Annotated in this window: 18 protein-coding genes; 6 read left to right on the top strand and 12 right to left on the bottom strand. The window is 72.0% G+C overall.

From position 1 onward, the window contains the following. Positions 1 to 358 precede the first annotated feature (358 nt). The 3 genes from OG711_RS15115 to afsQ1 are packed head-to-tail and all read right to left on the bottom strand — an operon-like array spanning position 359 to position 3,260. Complete coding sequence (locus OG711_RS15115) at positions 359 to 976, bottom strand: hypothetical protein (protein ID WP_073784128.1); 618 nt, start codon at positions 974 to 976, stop codon at positions 359 to 361. Further along, positions 973 to 2,586, bottom strand: a complete 1,614-nt coding sequence (locus OG711_RS15110) for an ATP-binding protein (protein ID WP_385926458.1) — start codon at positions 2,584 to 2,586, stop codon at positions 973 to 975. Before OG711_RS15110 ends, OG711_RS15115 begins: the two co-directional genes overlap by 4 nt. Further along, positions 2,583 to 3,260 carry a two-component system response regulator AfsQ1 gene (afsQ1, locus tag OG711_RS15105; protein ID WP_178390938.1) on the bottom strand — a complete coding sequence of 226 codons (678 nt, stop codon included), beginning with the start codon at positions 3,258 to 3,260 and terminating at the stop codon, positions 2,583 to 2,585. Before afsQ1 ends, OG711_RS15110 begins: the two co-directional genes overlap by 4 nt. 218 nt (positions 3,261 to 3,478) lie before the next feature. Here afsQ1 and OG711_RS15100 point away from each other — a divergent pair, with 218 nt between their 5' ends. After that, a complete protein-coding gene (locus OG711_RS15100; protein ID WP_329559486.1) occupies positions 3,479 to 4,219 on the top strand; it encodes a SigE family RNA polymerase sigma factor in 741 nt (246 codons plus the stop codon). 389 nt (positions 4,220 to 4,608) lie between these two features. Here the strand turns inward: OG711_RS15100 and OG711_RS15095 are convergent, their stop codons facing one another. Next, the gene (locus OG711_RS15095; RefSeq protein ID WP_266508632.1) at positions 4,609 to 5,646 is read right to left on the bottom strand and encodes a helix-turn-helix domain-containing protein; all 1,038 of its coding nucleotides are present in this window, start codon (positions 5,644 to 5,646) and stop codon (positions 4,609 to 4,611) included. Positions 5,647 to 5,839: 193 nt separating this feature from the next. On the opposite strand from OG711_RS15095, the gene OG711_RS15090 reads away from it, so the two are divergent. From OG711_RS15090 to OG711_RS15080, 3 genes are read left to right on the top strand one after another with little or no spacing between them, the layout of a single operon-like run. Next, positions 5,840 to 6,856 (top strand): FkbO/Hyg5 family chorismatase, encoded by a 1,017-nt coding sequence (locus OG711_RS15090; RefSeq protein WP_073784137.1) that lies wholly within the window; start codon positions 5,840 to 5,842, stop codon positions 6,854 to 6,856. Next, positions 6,853 to 8,385: a class I adenylate-forming enzyme family protein gene (locus tag OG711_RS15085; protein ID WP_329559485.1), complete on the top strand. Its 1,533-nt coding sequence runs from the start codon at positions 6,853 to 6,855 to the stop codon at positions 8,383 to 8,385. The genes OG711_RS15090 and OG711_RS15085 overlap by 4 nt, the downstream gene beginning before the upstream one ends. After that, positions 8,382 to 9,311 carry a DMT family transporter gene (locus tag OG711_RS15080; RefSeq protein ID WP_099279420.1) on the top strand — a complete coding sequence of 310 codons (930 nt, stop codon included), beginning with the start codon at positions 8,382 to 8,384 and terminating at the stop codon, positions 9,309 to 9,311. The genes OG711_RS15085 and OG711_RS15080 overlap by 4 nt, the downstream gene beginning before the upstream one ends. A gap of 744 nt (positions 9,312 to 10,055) precedes the next feature. Here OG711_RS15080 and OG711_RS15075 read toward each other — a convergent pair. After that, positions 10,056 to 10,709 carry a uridine kinase family protein gene (locus OG711_RS15075; RefSeq protein WP_245876612.1) on the bottom strand — a complete coding sequence of 218 codons (654 nt, stop codon included), beginning with the start codon at positions 10,707 to 10,709 and terminating at the stop codon, positions 10,056 to 10,058. Between the two features lie 125 nt (positions 10,710 to 10,834). Between OG711_RS15075 and OG711_RS15070 the strand changes: the two genes are divergently transcribed. Further along, the gene (locus OG711_RS15070) at positions 10,835 to 11,224 is read left to right on the top strand and encodes a hypothetical protein (RefSeq protein ID WP_329559484.1); all 390 of its coding nucleotides are present in this window, start codon (positions 10,835 to 10,837) and stop codon (positions 11,222 to 11,224) included. Here the strand turns inward: OG711_RS15070 and OG711_RS15065 are convergent. Together OG711_RS15065 and OG711_RS15060 are read right to left on the bottom strand one after the other, a co-directional pair. Beyond that, a complete protein-coding gene (locus OG711_RS15065; RefSeq protein WP_329559483.1) occupies positions 11,145 to 12,839 on the bottom strand; it encodes an MDR family MFS transporter in 1,695 nt (564 codons plus the stop codon). The genes OG711_RS15070 and OG711_RS15065 overlap by 80 nt on opposite strands. Before the next feature lie 11 nt (positions 12,840 to 12,850). Further along, positions 12,851 to 13,474 (bottom strand): NADPH-dependent FMN reductase, encoded by a 624-nt coding sequence (locus OG711_RS15060; protein ID WP_329559482.1) that lies wholly within the window; start codon positions 13,472 to 13,474, stop codon positions 12,851 to 12,853. A 141-nt stretch (positions 13,475 to 13,615) separates the two neighbouring features. On the opposite strand from OG711_RS15060, the gene OG711_RS15055 reads away from it, so the two are divergent. Beyond that, the gene (locus tag OG711_RS15055; RefSeq protein WP_329559481.1) at positions 13,616 to 14,374 is read left to right on the top strand and encodes a TetR/AcrR family transcriptional regulator; all 759 of its coding nucleotides are present in this window, start codon (positions 13,616 to 13,618) and stop codon (positions 14,372 to 14,374) included. Between the two features lie 149 nt (positions 14,375 to 14,523). Here the strand turns inward: OG711_RS15055 and OG711_RS15050 are convergent, their stop codons facing one another. From OG711_RS15050 to OG711_RS15030, 5 genes are all read right to left on the bottom strand, one after another. Beyond that, positions 14,524 to 15,438, bottom strand: coding sequence for an aldehyde dehydrogenase family protein (locus tag OG711_RS15050; protein WP_329559480.1), 915 nt, complete (start codon positions 15,436 to 15,438; stop codon positions 14,524 to 14,526). Next, positions 15,431 to 16,867 (bottom strand): aldehyde dehydrogenase family protein, encoded by a 1,437-nt coding sequence (locus OG711_RS15045; protein ID WP_073784157.1) that lies wholly within the window; start codon positions 16,865 to 16,867, stop codon positions 15,431 to 15,433. The genes OG711_RS15050 and OG711_RS15045 overlap by 8 nt, the downstream gene beginning before the upstream one ends. Before the next feature lie 5 nt (positions 16,868 to 16,872). Further along, a complete protein-coding gene (deoC, locus tag OG711_RS15040) occupies positions 16,873 to 17,859 on the bottom strand; it encodes a deoxyribose-phosphate aldolase (RefSeq protein ID WP_329563817.1) in 987 nt (328 codons plus the stop codon). Between the two features lie 1,033 nt (positions 17,860 to 18,892). Beyond that, positions 18,893 to 19,624: a beta-glucanase gene (locus tag OG711_RS15035; protein WP_329559479.1), complete on the bottom strand. Its 732-nt coding sequence runs from the start codon at positions 19,622 to 19,624 to the stop codon at positions 18,893 to 18,895. Between the two features lie 148 nt (positions 19,625 to 19,772). Then, positions 19,773 to 20,288: a cupin domain-containing protein gene (locus OG711_RS15030; protein ID WP_266508613.1), complete on the bottom strand. Its 516-nt coding sequence runs from the start codon at positions 20,286 to 20,288 to the stop codon at positions 19,773 to 19,775. Between the last annotated feature and the right edge of the window lie 115 nt (positions 20,289 to 20,403).

Below are 20,403 nucleotides of genomic sequence, written 5' to 3'. Positions count from 1 at the left end.
GACGGAGAATCCCGACCGGCCCCGCCCCAAAGGACCGGCAGAACGCGCCCCAAAGGGGCGCGGGGAACTGCGCGAGAACGAGGGCGAACCCGCACCCGAGAAGCGACCGCAAGGGGGCAGCATCCAGGGGCGCGGGGAACTGCGCACCCCCGTCCGACCTGCACGGGAACCGGTGGGCCCAGGTGTGGAACCTCCGGGGCGCAAGCGAAGGCGACCCGCGGGGAACTGCGCACCCACCGAGCGACGGCACAGGAACAAGTGCGCTCAGCCGGACAGACCGAGGAAGCGCGAGCGCAGGCGACCCGCACGGGGACAAGTGGGCCCGGCCGGGAAGACCTCAGAAGCGCGAGCGAAGGCGTTACGTGGGGGTGAGGACCGTGTGCGGGGGCTCGTGGGTGCCGGGGCGGGACCGGACCTCCGGGGTGCACTCGTAGGTGCGCAGCGGATCGTCCCCGGGCCCCCCGAGGATGACCCGCCCGTCCCGCGACGCCGCCGCCGAGTTCGCCAGCGTGCACACCAACTGCGCCAGCGCGAACTGCGACAGATCGTCCACCGGCGCGCTGATCCGCAGCGCGTCGTCGGGATCGCTGCCCCGGGGCCCCGACACGGTGAGCCCGCCCCGGACGTCCGTCGTGTACCCGGCCTGCCGCTCCGCCGCTGAGGGCGCCCGTTCCAGCTGGGTGAGGAGGGCCTGGGCCACCCGGCCCCGGTCCTTCTCGGAGGTCTGGCCCGTCGGCAGTTCCACGGTCCGGTCGACGGTCACCAACTGCGTCGAGCACAGCAGGAACACCTGCACGGGGATGCCCCGTACCGGATGCGCCGCCGCGCCCGGCTCCGACAGCGCGCACGGCGCCCGGGACGGCGCCGGTCCGAAGTCCGTCGGCACGCCCGTCGTACGGATACCGCATCCGGTGACCAGCAGGGCCACCAGCGACACCGCTCCCACGGCGGCCCTGCGCCGCCCCCACGCCGTCACCGGGCACCGCCCTGCGGGTCGGGCACCCCGGAGGGTCCGCTCGTGTCGGAGACGTCACGGGGCAGCCGCAGGGTGAACACCGCTCCCCCCTCGGGTGCGTTGGCGGCGGTCAGCTCCCCGCCGTGGATATGGGCGTTCTCCAGCGCGATCGACAGCCCGAGCCCGCTGCCCTCCGAACGCGGCCTGGACGCGCTGGCCTTGTAGAAGCGGTCGAAGACATGCGGCAGCACCTCCAGCGGGATTCCGGGACCGTGGTCGCTGACCTCGATCAGTACGTCGTCGGCGCCGTCGGTGACATCGGTGCGCACCGCGATCCGTACCGGCGAACCGCCGTGCTTGAGCGCGTTGCCGATCAGGTTCGCGAGGATCACGTCGAGGCGCCGCGGGTCGAGCCGTGCCATGATCCCGCGCGCCGCGTCCAGTTCGACGGCGTCCAGCCAGGCGCGGGCGTCGATGCAGGCGGTGATCTGGTCGGCCAGGTCCACGTCGTCGAGGACCAGCCGGGCGGTGCCCGCGTCGAAGCGGGTCACCTCCATCAGGTTCTCCACCAGGTCGCCCAGCCGCCGGGTCTCGCTCACCACGAGCCGTACCGCCGGTTCGATCATCGGGTCGACGCTGCCGGTCTCCGCGTCCAGTTCCTCCTCCAGCACCTCGGTGACCGCGGTGATCGCGGTCAGCGGGGTCCGCAGTTCATGGGACATGTCCGCGACGAACCGGCGGGACGCCTCGTCCCGGGCGCTCATGTCCGCGACCCGCTTCTCCAGGGCCGCCGCGGCCTGGTTGAACGTCCGTGACAGTTCGGCGAGTTCGTCGGTGCCGGAGACCCGCAGCCGGGTGTCCAGCTTGCCCTCGCCGAGCCGTCTGGCGGCGGCGCCCAGCCGGTGCACCGGTCTGAGGACGGTCGTCGCGGCGGCCTGCGCCAGCAGCGCGGCCCCGATCAGCGCCAGACCCGTCGCGATCCCCAGTGACCAGGCCAGCGAGTTGAGGTCCTTGGCCTCCGGCTCCAGCGACTTCAGCATGTAGCCGGTCGGCCCGCCGCCGATCAGCCGGGTCCCGGCCACCAGGTACGGGGTGTCGTCGTCGGAGATCCGCTGCCAGTACAGGTGGTACGGCGACTTGTTGGTGGACGACAGCCGCTGGCGCTGGTCCACGGCCTCGCGCAGCGACTCCGGTACGTCGGAGAGGGAGAAGGTGTCCAGGTCGGAGTTGCCGACAACGGTGTCCCCGACCGCGTCGCGCGCTATCAGCAGCACACTGAAGTGCTGGTTGCTCGTCGCCATCTGCCCGGCGGTGTTCTCCAGCTCGGTCTGGGTGGGACGGCCCGGCAGGGCGCCCGCCCGGTTCTGCATCTCCTGCTGGAAGTCGTTCAGCGCCGCGTCCTGGGCGCGGGTGAGCACCGCTTCCCGGTTCAGCCAGTACGCGATCCCCGACGCCGACACCGCCGCCGTCAGCGCCACCAGGGCGAACACGAGGACGAGCCGCAGCCGCAGACTGGTGAACCGCATCCCCAGGGACACCGCCCGGCGCGTACGGGCCCAGCCGCGCGGTGTGCCGGTGCCGGCACCCTTCCGGTCGCCGGGTCGCCCGGCCTGGTCACGCTCTGCGGTCACTGAGGACTGTCCAGCCGGTAGCCGACCCCTCGCACCGTACGGATGAGCGTCGGGGACGACGGGACGTCCTCGACCTTGGCCCGCAGCCGCTGCACACACGCGTCCACGAGCCGGGAGTCACCGAGGTAGTCGTGCTCCCACACCAGCCGCAGCAACTGCTGCCGTGACAGCGCCTGACCGGGCCTGCGGCTCAGCTCCAGGAGCAGCCGCAGTTCGGTCGGGGTGAGTTGCAGGTCCTCGCCGTTCTTGGTCACCGTCATCGCGGCCCGGTCGATGACCAGGCTGCCGAAGGTCGCGGAGTCCGTCGACTCGCGTTCCCCCCGGCGCAGCACCGCGCGGATCCGGGCGTCGAGCACCCGGCCCTGCACGGGTTTGACGACATAGTCGTCGGCGCCGGACTCCAGTCCGACGACGACGTCGATGTCGTCGCTCCGCGCGGTCAGCAGGATGATCGGCAACTGGTCGGTGCGCCGGATACGGCGGCACACCTCGAATCCGTCGATGCCCGGCAGCATCACGTCCAGCACGATCAGGTCCGGCCGCTGCTCACGCAGGAGCTGCAAGCCGTCCTCGCCGGTGGCAGCGGTGGCCACCCGGTGACCCTGGCGTGTCAGAGACAGCTCCAGGGCCGTACGGATGGCGTCGTCGTCCTCGATCAGCAACAGGGAAGGCACGGGCCTCATTCTGTCCCATAGCACGGTGGGGTTTCGACTGCCGGGGCCCGTCCGCTCCCCGGCGCCCCGCGCGCACGCCCCGCCGCCCGGTCCGCCTGAGCGCCCCGGACCCCTGTGACAGGCCTGTGACAGTCGGCGGACACCGCCATGAAGTGCCCCCGGCAGGATTCTGGTCATCGCAGGGAACACGGGGGAACACCACCGACGGGGGGCGCGAGATGAACAAGCCGCACGGCATCACCGCGAGCGCGGTCGTCACGCGTCTTCACGACGGCGGACGGGGGAACGGTTCCATCGAGAAGGCCGGTGCCGTGAGCGGGCGGGGGTGCGCTCGCGGCACCGGGCGTCAGCACACCGCCTATATGACGGTGGTCGACGCGCCGAACGGGGGCAGTGCGCACGGGGAGGCCACGGGGGAGCGCAGGACCGAGCCGAGCGCCGAGCAGGCGTTCACGGCGTACGTCCAGGAGCGCCGGGCCTCCCTGTACGCCACGGCGTACCACCTGACCGGGGACCGCTTCGAGGCGGAGGACCTGCTCCAGAGCGCCCTCTTCTCGACGTACCGGGCCTGGGACCGGATCAGCGACAAGGCCGCCGTCGGCGGTTATCTGCGCCGCACGATGACGAATCTGCACATCAGCGCCTGGCGGCGGCGCAAGCTCAACGAGTACCCGACCGAGGAGCTGCCGGAGACGGCCGGCGACACGGACGCGATGCGCGGCACGGAGCTGCGCGCGGTCCTGTGGCAGGCGCTGGCCCGGCTGCCCGAACTCCAGCGGACGATGCTGGTCCTGCGCTACTACGAGGGCCGCACCGACCCGGAGATCGCGGAGATCCTCGGCATCAGTGTCGGCACGGTGAAGTCCAGCATCTGGCGCTCCCTGCGCCGGCTGCGTGAGGACCAGGTCCTCAGCTTCGGCCGTGACGAGGAGGAGTCCTTCGGCGAACTCGTCGCGTAGCGGCGGACCGTCGAAGGGCCCGGTACCGGGCCATCGGGGGAGGCACGGCACCGGACGGGGGGAAGAAGTACCCCACGGGGGTGGGAGCACGATCGGGGGTACGGGGGGAGGACGCGCCCCACGGCGGGGGATGCCGGGGGAGCGGGTCCGTCGGGGGACGGACCGCACGGGGGACGTGGACCCACCGGGGGGTGGGAACACGGGGGAGATCGGCCCGACGGGAGAGCGGTGACCACCGGGGGGTGGGAGTCGCGGGGGCCGTGACAGGAGAAGCAGGACCGGAGGCCGGGGGGTCTTCCCGGTCCTGCTTCTTCGCGTTCCCGGTGGCCTTGCCTGCCGGGTCCGTCACCGGTGTGCGCCGCCGGACCGGTCCGTCCTGCGGTGGTGCGCTATCCGGCGGTGACGGGCACCGGCTCGTCCAGCAGACCGCGCTGATGGATCAGGACCCCGGCGTGCAGCCGGGTACGGGCGCCGAGTTCATGCATCAGTTCCGAGATCCGCCGCTGGCAGGTCCGCGGTGAGATACCGAGCCGCCGCGCGATGGCCTTGTCGTCATGGCCGTTGGCGAGCATCCGCAGCAGCGACCGGTTGAGGGTGTCCGACACCAGCCGGATCTCGTCGCGGTCATAGGTCGGACGGAACGGATCGGCGGTGTCCCAGGACCCCTCGAAAGCCTCCGCCACGAAATGCACGAGATCCGGATCGCGGACCAGCAGCGCACCCCGGGAATTGTCGGCGAGGGGTATGACGGCGGCGCTGCGGTCGTAAACTATCGCCCGCTGGAATCCGCCGGTCGTGGTCCGTACTTCGGCGCCGCCCTCGGAAATGCGCTCCACGTATTCCCGGGTGGGCTGATCGAATCGCGCGGTGTGCTGGTAGAGCGTCCGCATCCGCACCCCGCGGTCGAGCACCTCACGGTCGCGGCGGGCGGCCTCGCGCAGCACCCCGACATCCCGGGCGCCGCCCGGCTGCGAGGTGATGACCTCGGTCCGGCACTGCTCGGCGAGCTGGCCGAGGACCCCGCGCACGGTGTCGAGGTCGTCGATGCGCTGGATCTCGGGCCCGGACTGTTCCTCGGGGAGGTTCGCCCGGTACAACGGCAGCAGACTGTGCATCTGCTGCCGGATCTGCTCCAACTCGTTCTGTCTTGATCGAAGTTGCTCGTCGTACGGGGCGAGGAGCTGAAGGGACGCGGACAGCGGGTTGACCGCGACATAGGTGGCGCGGCAGCCATGGGCGGACAGCAGCAGCCGCAGGTCGACCAGGTCGCGCACGGTGCGCTCGGCCTCCTCGCGGGTGATGCCCAGCTCGCGGACGCATACCTCGGCGTCGACGAAGTCGCTGTGCAGCGCGAGTTCGTACACACGGTTGGCGAGCGTCCCCGCCTGAGGGACCTCCGGGAGATCCCTTATGTCGCTGTTTCCCATGCCCTGTCACCCCTCCAGTTTGCGCCTGGCATTACTTGGAGCCTATGCGAGAAAGGCGAACAGAAGGTTTCTGTGGTGATGTTGAAGACGTAGCACCATTCGCACCGAGCACATCGCCATAGAAATTTCAAGAACTCGACATGCGGGGGTTACAAATGAACCGTGACGATCAGGGCTGGGGCTGACGGAAACCATGACCGATACACATCGCTCCCCCGTCCGCCGTGGTCTGGAGTGCCTTTTCGTGAAGTCCGCGTGCCACGGCCGCGCGGATGTCGTCGGTCGCGGTGTGCTGGGCCGGGTCGCCTACGCCCGGGGCGGCCAGCCGCCCACCCTGCACGAGGGGGCGCCCCGCCTCACGGTGCATATGGCGGGGGACAACACCGAACCGTTCACCGAGATATGGGTGACCGACCGGCCGGTGCGCGCCGGGGTCGAGGGCAGCCTCGTCTACGCGGAGGACGGCGACCACATCTTCTGCGCGGTCCGGATCGACGAGCGGGGCGTCTACCAGAACGCCGTGCAGTCCGCCTACGAGCAGGCGTTCGCCCTGCTGTCCCGGCTCGGGTACACCGAACTGTTCCGGATGTGGAACCTCGTCGGCGCCATCACCGGCGACAACGCCGAAGGCATGGAGAACTACCGGGACTTCTGCGTGGGCCGCGCCCGCGCCTTCGACAAGTGGCCCGGCCGGATCCCCGCCGCCACCGGCATCGGCAGCCTCAGCCCCGGGATCGACCTGTACTTCCTCGCCACCCGCGCCGGGGTGCCCCGCCATCTGGAGAACCCGAACCAGACCCCCGCGTACAAGTACCCCAAGCAGTACGGCCCGAAGTCCCCGAGCTTCGCCCGCGCCACCCATCTGCCGGCCGCCGACGGGTCCACGGGCACCGTCTATGTCTCCGGGACGGCCAGCATCGTCGGCGACGACACCGTCCACCACGACGACATCGCCGCCCAGGTCGACGCGACCCTCGCCAACATCGAGGCCCTCATCAGCCCCGGCAACCTGCGCGAGCACGGTGTGGAGGGCGGCTACGGCCTCAAGGACCTCGACTCCATCAAGGTCTACGTACGCGACGAGCACGATCTGCCGCTGGTGCGCGCCAGGTGCGCGGAGGTCTTCCCCGACCACGCCGACATCGCCTACCTCAACGTCGACGTCTGCCGCCCCGATCTGCTGGTGGAGATAGAAGGGATAGCCGGATGAGCATCGCACCCGTCCGTCCCGCGCCCGCCGTGCCCGTCCCGGTCCCCAGCGGCAATCTCGCCGAACTCCTCGCCGCCACCGCCCGCGCCCACGGGTGGCTGGGCCGCCGCGCCTATGTCGTCGAAGGCCGCTCGTACCTCTTCTCCGAGGTCCACGAGGGCGCCGGACGGGCCGCCGCCGCGTTCATCGCCCGCGGCCTCGGGCCCGGCTCCCGCATCCTGATCGCCGTGCCCGACGGCATCGACTTCGTCCGCGCCTTCCTCGGCGCCCTGCACATCGGCGCCGTCGCCGTTCCCGTCAATTCGGCCCTGCACGCCGCCGAACTGACCCGGGCCGCCGCGCTCGCGGAACCCGCGGCGATCGTCTCCGCCCCCGAACTCGCCCGGCACTTCCCCGCGCCGCTGGTCCTCACCCCCGGTGAGCTGCGCACCCCCTCGCCCGGCGCGCCCCCGTACGCCCGCGTCGGCGCGGACAGCCTCGCGTTCGCCGCGTTCACCTCCGGCACCACCAGCGACCCGCGGCTGTGCTTCCACACCCACGGCGACCCGGAGGTCTTCAGCCGGGCCGCCGGGGAGGCCATCGGCATCGGACCCGACGACACCGGCTTCTCCGTCTCCCGGCTCTACTTCTCCTACGGACTCGGCAACTCGCTGTTCTTCCCGCTGCTGCGCGGCGCGACCACCGTGCTGAGCCCCCGCCGGGCCACCGAGGACGACACCCTGAAGGCCGTCGGGGAGCACGGCGTCACCGTCCTGTACGGACAGCCCAGCTTCTACGCCCGGCTGCTCGACCACCCCGCGCACGGGGTGCTCGCCACCCTGCGGGCCGCCGTCGTGGCCGGTGAGGTGCTGCCGCCCGTACTGGAACGACGGCTGCGCGCGATCCTCGGCGAGAAGCTCCTCAACATCTTCGGCACCACGGAGATCGGGCACGCCCTGCTCGCCAACGGCCCCCACGGCATACGCGAGTACACCCTCGGCCGGGTCCTTCCCCCCTACCGGCTGCGGATCGTCGACGACCACGGCGACGAGGTGCCCGCCGGCACCGAGGGCCGCCTCCAGGTCGCCGGACCCACCATCGGCCCCGGGGTCGCCCGCGGCGGCGCCGAACCCGCGCGGCTCACCCCCGACGAGTGGTACACCACCGGTGACGCCGCCACCGTCGACGCCGACGGCTACGTCAGTGTCCACGGACGGCTCGACGACATCGAGATCGTCGGCGGCCAGAACGTCCACCCCACCGAGATCGAGGACCTGCTGACCGCGCACCCCGCGGTACGGGAGGCCGCCGTCGTCTCGGTGCGCCGCGCCGGGGGCGCCACGTCCCTGCGCGCCTACGCCGCACTCCACGACGGGGCGCGGCCGGGGGCCGTGACCGCCGAACTCCTCGCCACCGCCCGCTCCCGGCTCACCTGGTACAAGGTCCCCGACGACGTACTGATCGTCCCCGAACTGCCTCGCAATCCCACCGGAAAACTACTGCGCCGCGCGGTACGCGCGCTGGCGCGGGAAGGTGATCCTCACTCATGACCACACCACCCCGCTCCCCGGACACCAAGGCGCTCCTCGCGATCAGCGTCACCATGCTGCTGTGGGCCTCGGCGTTCGTCGCCATCCGGTACGCCGTCGAGGACTTCCATCCCGGGTCGATGGCGCTGGGACGGCTGCTCGTCGGGGGCCTCGCGCTCGGCGCGCTCCTCCTCGCCCGTGGCGAGGGGCTGCCGAAACGGGAGGCGTGGCCCGGCATCCTCGGGGCGGGTGTCTTCTGGTTCGGGGTCTACATGGTCGCCCTCAACTGGGGCGAGCAGCACACCGACGCGGGCACCGCCGCGCTGATCATCGGCATCGGCCCGATCCTCGTCGCGCTGCTCGGCGGACGGGTGCTGGGCGAGGGCTATCCCCGGCCGCTGCTGCTGGGCCTCGGGATCTCCTTCGTCGGCACGGTGATCGCCGGGGTCCTCGGCGGGGAGGGCAGCAGCTCCGTCTGGGGTGTGCTGCTCCTGCTGGTCGCGGCGGTCGGGTACGCGATCGGGGTCGTCGCGCAGAAGTCGTCCCTGGGGCATGCCTCGGCGCTCCAGGTCACGACGTTCGCCTGCCTGGTCGCCGCGGTGGCGTGCCTGCCGTTCGCGGGGCAGCTGGTGTCCGATGTGCGGACCGCGCCGACGGGGGTCACCCTCTCGGTCGTCTACCTCGGGCTGCTGCCCACGGCGCTGGCGTTCTGGACCTGGGCGTACGCGTTGTCGCGGACCACGGCGGGGAAGCTGGGGGCCACGACGTACGTGGTGCCCGCGCTCGTCGTCGCGCTGTCGTGGATCTTCCTCGGGGAGATCCCCGGTGCGGTCGCGCTCGCGGGCGGTGCCCTGTGCCTGCTGGGCGTAGCGGTCTCCCGCCGCCCCGCCCCACCCCGCCCTCCGGTCCCGTCGGCCCCTCTCGACCCGGAACCCCAGAAGTCCTGACAGTCCGCGGGTCGCCTTCGCTTGCGCTTCCCAGGTCCGTCCGGGTGGACGCACTTGTCCCTGTGCCGTCGCCCGTGGGTTTGCGCAGTTCCCCGCGCCCCTGGATGCTGCCCCTGTTCGTCGCTCTTCGGGTGCGGGCCGGTTCTCGTCTTCGCGCAGTTCCCCGCGCCCCTTTGGGGCGCTCCCGGCCGGTTCTTCGGGTCGGTGCCGGTCGGGATTCTCCGTCCTCGCTCCAACGCGCTCGGTACGGACGTTCAGTGGTCGTACTGGTGGCGTCGGAGTCTGCGGGCAGAGATTCCCGCCCACCCCCTCCCGCAGCCATGCGACTGCGCGAGGAGGAGGGTGAAGAACAACCTCAGGGGGCGCCCCCGAAGGGGCGCGGGGAACTGCGCAAGAACGAGGACGGCCCCGCACCCGACGAACAATCCCGAAGGGGCAGCATCCGGGGGCGCGGGGAACTGCGCGAAGACGAGGGCGGCCCCGCACCCGAGCAGCGACCGCAAGGGGGCAGCATCCAGGGGCGCGGGGAACTGCGCACCCCCGTTCGGCCCGTACAGGAACGAAGTACGTCCAGCCGGACAGACCTCACAAGCGCAAGCGAAGGCGACCCGCGGGGAACTGCGCACCCACGAACGGCCCGCACAGGGGCAAGTACGTCCCGCCGGAGAGACCTGGGAAGCGCGAGCGAAGGCGACCCGCGGGGAACTGCGCACCCACGGACGGCCCGCGCAGGGACAAGTGCGCTCAGCCGGACAGGCCTGAGAAGCGCGAGCGAAGGCGTTGCGCCGCTGTGGCCCGTGACAGACGGGCCACGGCCTCGTCCCCGTCACAGGCCACCGCCCCGAGCGCCACCTGCCGCCCCACGATCCCCCGCTCGGCCCGCATCAGCCGCCACCCCCTGCGCAGCAGGAACCCCACCGGCTTACGCGCCTCGCGAAGATCCCGCAGCAGCCGCCGCCGGAACGTCGTCACCGGCCGCCCGCGCAGGCAGATCGCGTCCGCGAGTATCCCCAGCTCCCGGCACCGCGCCACGACATCCGCCGCGAAGATCCCCTCCGCCACGAACAGCGGCGCCCCCCGGAGGTCCAGCACCCCCGCCCCCGTACGGGAACTCGTGGAGATGTCGTACACGGGGACCTCGGTCCGTCCCTCCCCGCACAGACGTGCCAGCGCGGCCACCGCCGTGTCCGCGTCCCAGGACAGCGGTGAGTCCCAGTCGATGTCGGACGAGCCCGCGACCCGGGGCAGCGAGGGGTCGTCCCACTCCTTGTAGAAGTCGTCGAGACACAGCACGGGCAGTCCGCTGCGCGCCGCGAACGAGGACTTGCCGGAACCGGAGGGTCCGGTGAGCAGCACGACACGGGCCGGTGACACCGGTATGGCGGGATGAGAAGTCACGAGAGACCAGTGTGGGGCATGTCCGCGCGGTTGCCGACCCCGCGGGTCGGCATTGGCGGCCACCGCCCCGCTCAACTACTCTTCGTGAGTCCATGATTACCCTCCACTCACCCCAGGCGGCACCCATGGCACGTCACCAGGCCCGTCCGACCACCACCGCACACCGCGTCCTGCTGCGCGCCGGACTCGCGCTGACCGCCGCAGGGATGGCGTTCGGCGCCACCCCGGCATCGGCGGCCGGGGTCGACGCCCCCGCCACCGCGGGCGAGCTCGACGCGCAGGCCGCCGCCGGTTCCGTGCCCGGCATCGTGGGGTACGCGATCGCCCCCGTCACCGCCCTCCAGATCAACCCGCTCGCCAACACCGGCGTGGACCCGCTGGCCAACGGCCTCGGTACCCAGATCGCCGACTTCAAGCCGCTGTCGACCACCGCCGCTACGGCGCCGCTGGCCCGGGGCGACTCGCTGGCGGAACTCCCGCTGGTCGGTCCCGTGACCCAGCTGGTGACGGGCTGACCCCCGGGCTCACCCCCGTACCGTCCCCGTCGTCGTCCCCGGCTCCGTCACCCGCCCCGTCGGGGCCGCCCCCCGTAGCGTCCCCGGCCAGTTCCTCCTCGGCCGAGCGGGTCCGCAGCGGTACCTCGCGGATGAGCCAGGCCAGCGCGAACGACAGGGCGCCCAGCAGCAGCGCCCCGAGGGCGACGGCGTGCAGCCCGCCCGTGACCGCCTCGCGCAGCGCGTCGGCCTGCGCCGCGGGCAGCTCGGCCAGGGCGTCCGGTGCGAGCTGTCCGGAGCTGTCGGTGAGCCGGCCGCCCGCCGCGCCCAGCCGCTCCTCCAGGGTGCCGTCCACCCGCGCCGCGTAAGCGGAGCCGAGGACGGCGACGCCCAGCGAGCCGCCGATGCCGCGCAGCAGTGTCACCGTCCCGCTGGCGGCGCCCAGGTCGCGCGGCCCGGTGCTGTTCATGGTGATGACCATCGTGGACTGGAGGAGCAGCCCCAGGCCCGCGCCGATCACCAGGGACAGGGCCGTGACCACCCAGGTCGAGGTCCCCGTGCCGACCAGGACGAACAGCCCGAGCGCCCCCGCCGCGACGACGGCACCGCCGAGGATCGGGTAGATCCGGTAGCGGCCGGTGGCGCTGATGAGCCGTCCGGTCACGAGCTGCACCACGATCATGCCCATCGACAGCGGGAGCAGCAGCAGCCCGCTCCCGGTGGACGAGGCGCCCCGCGCGTACTGGAGGTACTGCGGCAGATAGCTGCTGAGCGCGAGCATCGCGGCGCCGACCAGCAGACTGATGGCCTGGGCGGTGGCGAACCCCCGGTCGCGGAACAGCCGCACGGGCAGCACCGGTTCGGGGACGCGGCGCTCCACCCGCAGGAACCAGTACAGCGAGCCCGCCGAGAGCAGCGCGAGTCCGGCGACGGGCGCCGACCACCAGGGGTACGCCGTCCCGGCCCAGGTCGCGAGCAGGGTCACGGCGAGGATGCCGGTGGTGAGCAGCGCCGCCCCGAGGAGGTCCACCGGCGCCTTGATCCGGGGCTGGCGCAGCCGGACCCGGGTGACGACGATCAGCACGGCGAGCGCGCCGAGCGGCACATTGACGTAGAACGTCCAGCGCCAGCTCAGCTGGTCGGTGAGGAAGCCGCCGACCAGCGGGCCGCCCAGGAACGCGGCGGGCAGCACCGCGCCGATCATGGCCTGGGCACGTCCGCTCTCGCGTGGCGGCAGCAGTGTCCCGATCAGGGCCAGCGAGCCGACGAACATCCCGCCGGCGCCGAGGCCCTGGAGGGTGCGGAACGCGATCAGCTGGCCCATGTCCCGCGCGAGTCCGCAGAGCACGGAACCGGCGAGGAACACGCCGATGGACACCAGATAGGCGCCCTTGCGCCCGTACAGGTCCCCGGCCTTGCCCCACAGGGGGGTGGCGACCGAGGAGGCGAGCAGATAGGCGGTGACCACCCAGGAGAGCTGGTCGACACCGCCGAGGTCGCCGACGATCACGGGCAGCGCGGTCGCGGTGATCGTCCCGTCCAGGGTCGCGAGCACCACACCCAGCAGCAGTCCCAGCAGGGTGAGCCGGGAGGGTGAGGTGCCGGTGCGCCCGGCGGTGGGGGAGGGGTCGGACACGGTCGCCGTCCTCAGGCCACGTACGGGTGGACGGACTTGGCGCTGCGCAGGGCGCGGCCCCACCAGGTGAGCTGGTCGAGGAACCCCTTCGCGGCGGCTTCGGCGGCCGGGTCGACGGAGGCGCCCTCACCGAAGGAGCCCCACGCGTTGTGGAAGCTGACCGTGTCGCGGATGGTCACGGCGTGCAGTTCGGCGAGGACGGGCCGCAGATGCTCGACGGCCCGCAGTCCGCCGGACAGTCCGCCGTAGGACACGAATCCGACCGGCTTGGCCTGCCATTCCGGTCCGTGCCAGTCCACGGCGTTCTTCAGGGACGCGGGATAGCTGTGGTTGTACTCCGGCGTCACGATCACGAAGGCGTCGGCGACGGTGAGCCGGGGGGAGACATCGGCCAGCAGGGCGATGGTCTCCGCCGGTGGCGGGGTGCCGAAGGCGGGCATCACCGTGGGCAGCGGGGTCGCGACGAGGTCGATCACATCGAGGCTCATATCGGCGCGGGCCCTGACACGGTCCGCGATCCAGTCGCTGACCAGGGGGCCGAAGCGGCCGTCGCGGGTGCTGCCGGTGATGACCGCGACATGCAGGGGGGCGCGGTCGGTGGGCGCGGAGGTGCGCGGGGACAGGTCGTCGGGCATGGGTTTCCCCCGGAGGATCAGGCCGATGTGTACGGCGTATCTGGTGTGTACAAGGTATCCCTCAATGTGTACGCCGTCCACAGGGCATACGCTGTACATGATCGGAGGTCACCGCGGACCGCCGGAGAGGAGCGTGTGGCGATGGCCGCGCAGAACAAGAGGGCCGACCCGGGCGGCCCCGGCGGGCGGCAGCCCGAGGCCTCCCTGTGGGAGCGGCTGGAGCGGCCCGCCCCCACTCCCCGGAACACCCTCACCCCCGCCACCCTCGCCGAGGCCGCCGTCCGGATCGCCGACGCCGAGGGGATGCAGGCGGTCACCATGCGCCGCCTCGCCACCGAACTCCGGGTCGCGCCCATGGCCGCGTACCGCCATGTCTCCGGCAAGGACGACCTCTGGGCGCTGATGGTCGACCGGGTCGCCGTCGAGCTGGTCGTGCCCGACGAGGTCACCGGCTGGCGCGAGGTGCTGCGGGAGATGGCCCTGCGGACCCGCGGGACGACCCTCGCCCACCCCTGGCTCACCACCGTGCCCGCGCCGCTCTCGCTGCTCACCCCGCACCGGATCGCGGCGGCCGAACGCCAGATCGCCGCCCTCGACGGCCACGGGCTGGACGCCGACACGCTGATGGTCGCCTTCCGGACCGTCAACGCGTACGTCCAGGGCGCGGTGCAGGCCGAGGTGGCGTTGCGCGCATACATGGACGAGCAGGGCTGGGCCAGCGGCGACGACATCCGGCTCGGGCTCGCCCCGACCATGAAGTGGTTGATGGGGACGGACCGCTACCCCGTCTACGGCCAAACCCTGCGGGCACTGCGGCGCCGCGACGACCCCGCGTGGGAGTTCGCGACGGGACTCGACTGCGTCCTCGACGGCCTGGCCGCCCGCCTGGGCCTGCCGTAACGGCCCGCGCCGGGGCCGCTCGCCCGGGGAACGGCCGAGCGCGCCGTACGGGACCCCGGTCGGGGTCCGCACGGCGCGCTCGGTGGAACGTCCACCCTGCTACGGGCGCGAGGCCCGGTTCAGGTCTGTTCAGGCCGGTTCGGCCCGGTTCAGTACGAGGAGCCCGAGGCGCCCAGTGAACCGGTCGGGTGCCACACCGTCTTGGTCTCCAGGAACGCGGTCAGCCGCCGCATCCCCGGGTCGGCCGACCAGTCCTCCGCGCCCGGCCGCAGCACCCGCTTGAGGTTGTCCGCCGCCGCGATCTCCAGCTCCGTGGCCAGCGCCTCGTCCGCGCCGGTGAGGTCGATCGCGTTGACGTCGCTGTGCGCGGCGAGCGGGGCCGCGATCTCCTTCGTCCGGCCGGACAGGATGTTGACCGTCCCGCCGGGGACGTCGGAGGTCGCCAGGACCTCGCCGAGGGACAGCGCGGGCAGCGGCGCCCGCTCGCTCGCCACGACCACGGCCGTGTTGCCGGTCGCGAGCACCGGGGCGAGCACCGAGACCAGACCGAGGAACGACGACTCCTGGGGTGCCAGTACGGCCACCACACCCGTCGGCTCCGGGGTCGACAGATTGAAGAACGGGCCCGCGACCGGGTTGCCCCCGCCGACGACCTGGGCGACCTTGTCGGTCCAGCCCGCGTACCAGACCCAGCGGTCGACCGCCGCGTCCACCCGGGCGCCCGCCTTCGACTTCGACAGGCCCTCCGCGTCCGCGACCTCGCGGACGAACTGCTCCCGGCGGCCCTCCAGCATCTCCGCGACCCGGTACAGGACCTGGCCGCGGTTGTACGCGGTCGCCCCCGACCACGGACCGAACGCCTTGCGGGCGGCGACCACCGCGTCCCGGGCGTCCTTGCGCGACGACAGCGGCGCGTTGGCCAGCCAGCCGCCCTTGCCCGGCGCGGCAGCGCCTGATGCCTTCGACGTCACCTCGTACACCCGTCCGCTCTCGCTGCGGGGGAACTTGCCCCCCACGAACAGCTTGTAGGTCTTGAAGACGCTCAGCCGGCTGTTGTCAGACATCGAGGTACGCCTCCAGGCCGTGTCGGCCGCCCTCGCGGCCGAAGCCCGACTCCTTGTACCCGCCGAACGGCGAGGCAGGGTCGAACTTGTTGAACGTGTTGGACCAGACGACTCCCGCGCGCAGCTTGTTCGCCACGGCGAGGATGCGGGAGCCCTTCTCGGTCCAGATGCCCGCGGACAGGCCGTACTGGGTGTTGTTCGCCTTGGCGACGGCCTCGTCGGGGGTGCGGAACGTCAGCACCGACAGGACCGGGCCGAAGATCTCGTCCCGGGCGACCGTGTGCGCCTGGGTGACACCGGTGAACAGCGTCGGCGCGAACCAGTACCCCGACGACGGCAGCTCGCAGGGGGCGGACCAGCGTTCGGCGCCCTCCTGCTCACCCTGCTCGGTCAGCGCCGTGATCCGGGCCAGCTGCTCGGCGGAGTTGATCGCGCCGATGTCGGTGTTCTTGTCGAGCGGGTCCCCGAGGCGCAGGGTGGCGAGGCGACGCTTCAGCGACGCGATCAGCTCGTCCGCCACCGACTCCTGCACCAGCAGCCGGGAGCCCGCGCAGCAGACCTGGCCCTGGTTGAAGAAGATGCCCGTGACGATGCCCTCGACGGCCTGGTCGACGGGCGCGTCGTCGAAGACGATGTTGGCGCCCTTGCCGCCCAGCTCCAGGGTCAGCTTCTTGTCCGTGCCCGCGACGGTCCGGGCGATCTGCTTGCCGACGGCCGTGGAACCGGTGAACGCGACCTTGTTCACGTCCGGGTGCGCGACCAGCGCGGCACCCGCGTCACCGTAACCGGGCAGGATGTTGACGACACCCTTCGGCAGACCGGCCTGACGGCAGATGTCCGCGAAGAACAGGGCCGACAGCGGAGTCGTCTCGGCGGGCTTCAGCACGACCGTGTTGCCGGTCGCGAGCGCCGGGGCGATCTTCCACGCCAGCATCAGCAGCGGGAAGTTCCACGGGATGACCTGGCCGGCCACACCCAGCGGCCTCGGGTCGGTGCCGTAGCCCGCGTGGGAGAGCTTGTCGGCCCAGCCCGCGTAGTAGAAGAAGTGCGCGGCGACCAGCGGCAGGTCCGCGTCCCGGGTCTCCCGGATCGGCTTGCCGTTGTCGAGCGTCTCCAGGACCGCGAGCTCACGGCTGCGCTCCTGGATGATCCGGGCGATCCGGAACAGGTACTTCGCGCGTTCGGCGCCCGGCAGCGCCGACCAGCCCACGAACGCCTTGCGGGCCGCCTTCACCGCCCGCTCCACATCGGCCTCACCGGCCCGCGCGACCTCGGAGAGCACTTCCTCCGTGGCGGGCGACACCGTCTTGAAGACCTGGCCGTCGGCGGCCTCGGTGAACTCGCCGTCGATGAACAGCCCGTACGAGGGCGCGATGTCGACGACCGCGCGCGACTCGGGCGCGGGCGCGTACTCGAAGATGCTTGCCATGGTGATCAGTCCACCGTCACGTAGTCGGGGCCGGAGTAGCGGCCGGTCGCCAGCTTCTGGCGCTGCATCAGCAGATCGTTCAGCAGGGACGAGGCGCCGAACCGGAACCAGTGGTTGTCCAGCCAGTCCTCGCCCGCCGTCTCGTTCACCAGCACCAGGAACTTGACCGCGTCCTTGGTGGTACGGATGCCCCCGGCCGGCTTCACCCCGACCTGGACGCCGGTCTGGGCGCGGAAGTCCCGGACCGCCTCCAGCATCAGCAGGGTGTTCGGCGGGGTGGCGTTCACGGCGACCTTGCCGGTCGAGGTCTTGATGAAGTCGGCGCCGCCGAGCATCCCGAGCCAGGACGCGCGGCGGATGTTGTCGTACGTCGACAGCTCGCCCGTCTCGAAGATGACCTTGAGCCGGGCCGCGCCGGACGCCTCCTTCACGGCGCGGATCTCCTCGTACACCTTCATGTACCGGCCGGAGAGGAACGCGCCCCGGTCGATGACCATGTCGATCTCGTCGGCCCCGGCGGCGACCGCGTCCCGCACATCGGCGAGCTTCACGTCGAGCGCGGCGCGGCCCGCCGGGAAGGCGGTCGCCACGGACGCGACCTTGACGCCGCTGCCGGTGACCGCGGCCTTCGCCGTGGCCACCATGTCCGGGTACACGCACACCGCGGCCACCCGGGGGGTGGACCGGTCGGTGGGGTCCGGGTACACGGCCTTGGCACCGAGGGAGCGGACCTTGCCGGGGGTGTCGGCGCCTTCCAGGGTCGTCAGGTCGATCATCGAGATCGCCAGGTCGATGGCGTACGCCTTCGCCGTCGTCTTGATCGAACGGGTACCGAGCGCCGACGCACGGGCTTCGAGGCCGACCGTGTCCACGCCGGGCAGTCCGTGCAGGAACCGGCGCAGGGTCGTCTCCGACGAGGTCACGTCGGCGAGGCCGTGATCGTCCGCCGCGCGGGGGCCCGGGGCCGGGGCCCCGGTGGTGGTGGGGTCCATGAGGGTGGGTTCCTGCTCTGGGGGCGAGGTACTGGACATGGTCACGAGCTGAGCATATCTACGCGCGTAGCAGCTGTACAGGTCGCCTTCGCTCGCGCCCCGCAGCCACACGTCGACCGTACCCAGGTCCGGACCTCGCCGTCGCCCGCGCCCCTGGGTTTCCTGTGCTGGGCGTACCTGTTCCCCGTGCGGGTCGCCTTCGCTCGCGCTTGTCAGGTCTGTCCGGGTGGGCGCACTTGTCCCTGTGCCGTCGCTCGTGGGGTGCGCAGTTCCCCGCGCCCCTGGGTTTCCTGTGCTGGGCGTACTTGTCCCTGTGCGGGCCGTTCGTGGGTGCGCAGTTCCCCGCAGGTCGCCTTCGCTTGCGCTTCCGAGGTCTGTCCGGCGTGGCGCACTTCGTTCCTGTGCCGTCGCTCGGTGGGTGCGCAGTTCCCCGCGCCCCTGGATGCTGCCCCTTCGGGTTTGTTCTTCGGGTGCGGGCCGGTCCTCGTCTTTGCGCAGTTCCCCGCGCCCCTGAGGTGCTGCCCTCTTGCGGTCGCTCTTCGGGGGCGGGTCTGCCCTCGTTTTTGCGCAGTTCCCCGCGCCGCTTTGGGGCGCCCACCTGGGGCTGCTCTGAGTCTGCGGGTGGGGTCAGACAGCGGGCTGGCGTCAGCCCGGCCGGGGTTCAAACCCCCTTCCTCCCGCAGGCGCATGGCTACGGGAGGGGGTGGGCGGGAATCTCTGCTCGCAGACTCCGATGCTCTTCAGTAGGACCACACGTACGTCGTACCGAGCGTGTCGGATCGAGGACGGAGAATCCCGACCGGCACCGACCCGAAGAACAAGCAGAACGCGCCCCAAAGGGGCGCGGGGAACTGCGCACCCACCGAGCGACGGCACCGGAACGGAGTGCGTCCAGCCGGACAGACCTCAGACGCGCAAGCGAAGGCGACCCGCGGGGAACTGCGCGAACCCACCGAGCGACGGCACCGGAACGGAGTGCGCCCACCCGGACAGACCTCAGACGCGCAAGCGAAGGCGACCCGTGTAGCGGGGCTCAAGGTCGGTGGATGAGGAGGCGGGCCACCTCGAAGGACATCTCCGAGACGGACGGGTCGGGGCGCGGGTGGTAGCGGCCCGCGCAGACGGAGAGGTTGACGATGAGGTACGCCTGCCATCTGCGTCCCACCCCGCGCCGGTCCGCGTACACCCGCGTGCCGTTCACCCACCACACCACCGAACGCACCCCGAACTCGACCTTCAGGTCGAGCCATCCGCCGGGGGCGATCGCCGGGTCCCGGTAGTAGGACTGACCGCCGCGGACCCGGTTGGACAGCTCCAGCAGGTCCGGGTTGTCGGGGTGGTACTCGAACGCGTCGATCTCCTGGTCCCCGTCGAGCCAGGTCCAGATCGCGGGCCAGGCGCCCATCTCCTCCGGCAGCCGCACCCGGGCCTCCAGGGTGTCCCCCGCGCGCACCATGAAGCCCTCGTCGCTGCCCTCGGTGGTCAGCAGCCCCGCGTCCCACTTGCCGTCCGGGCGGCGCGTCGCGCGGAAGACCCCGGAACGGCTGTAGCCGGGGTCCGCGACCAGATGGTCCAGCTTGTTGTCGCCGAGGTTCGTCGGACCGCCCCCGGGATACGCCCAGGTGCGGCCCGCCACCCACTGCGAGGTGGAGGTGAAGTCGGCCGTGAACACGGGTGTGCCGGCGGTGGTGTCGATAGGGGGCCGCGGTCTGCCGACGAGGCGCCGGAGCCGCCCGCGGAGCCGGGCCAGTCCTTCGGTGAGCATGTCACTCCTCCCCGGGACGGGGTGTCCGGGGAGTTCTGCCCGGGGGTAGCCCGCATATGCGCACGAAGGCGACTTTGTGCGGTTGGTTCATCACTTTAGGTGATGTTCCCGGAGTGGAAGTGACCTCCCGGCCCCGGAACCCGTCCCGTCAGGACCGGTTCCGGGCGGCCCGCCAAGGCTCCGGGTCGAGGAAATGCACGTCGTAACGGTCCTGTTCGGGCAGCAGGCTCGTGAACGGCTCCAGCCCGTGCTGGACCCGGCCCAGCGCGCGGAAGTAGCCGAACCGGTCGAGCCCCGGGGTCAGCACCACGAACAGCCGCGCGGCGGACCCGGGCGCCGCGCCGAAGGCGTGCGGCAGCCCCGGCGGGACGACCACCGTTCCGCCCGCCGCCACCGGGGTCAGCGTCCCGTCCAGCAGGAACTCGACCGTGCCGGTGAGGACGTGGAACAGCTCGGTCGACCGGGTGTGCAGATGCGGCAGACCGCCGTCCGCGCCCTCGGCGAGGTCGAGCCGGTTGGCGCCCAGCGCACCGCCCGTCGACCCGCCGTCGACCAGCAGGCCGAAGCCCCCGCCGGACGGCAGCGGCACCCGCTCGGCGTCCTCGGCGCGTACGACCAGCGCGCGCGGGGCGCCCGTCCCGGTCGGGGAGAGGTCTCGGTCCATCGGCTCGGCTCCTGTCCGTCCGGGCGGCCCCGGCGGTCCTGCCGGGTGCCTGCCCGCGTGACCATTCGACCCCGGGAACAGAACCTGAACCAGCAGCGGTTGCCGATCGTGGGGA

It is taken from the genome of Streptomyces uncialis, from assembly GCF_036250755.1.
Lineage (GTDB): Bacteria > Actinomycetota > Actinomycetes > Streptomycetales > Streptomycetaceae > Streptomyces > Streptomyces uncialis.
Note: the sequence above shows the minus strand (reverse complement) of the source record. Positions and strands in the feature narration are given on the sequence as shown.